The following is a 250-nucleotide window of genomic DNA, read 5'->3' as shown; positions in this document are numbered from 1 at the left end:
TCCGTGGTGTCGGACCGATGATCGCAACCGGCGTGATCGCTGCGGCCGGAAGCGCCTCCGAGTTCTCAAACGGTCGGCAGTTTGCGGCGTGGCTTGGCTTGACGCCACGTCAGCACTCCTCAGGGGGGCAAAGATCGTCTGTTCGGTATTACGAAGCGCGGTAACGGGTATCTGCGAATGCTGCTCGTACACGGCGCCCGATCGGTCGTTCAGCAAGCCGTAAGGCATACGGACAAACTCTCTCGATGGA

The 250-nt window shown here is 60.8% G+C and carries 1 pseudogene; it reads left to right on the top strand.

Going from position 1 to position 250, the window contains the following annotated elements:
* Nucleotides 1-250 (top strand): annotated as a pseudogene (locus tag VSR72_RS44175) (transposase); the annotation flags it as partial.

Origin of the sequence: Paraburkholderia sp. JHI869 (assembly GCF_038900775.1) — a bacterium.
Taxonomy (GTDB): Bacteria; Pseudomonadota; Gammaproteobacteria; order Burkholderiales; family Burkholderiaceae; genus Paraburkholderia.
This window is presented reverse-complemented; position numbering and strand designations above follow the sequence as displayed.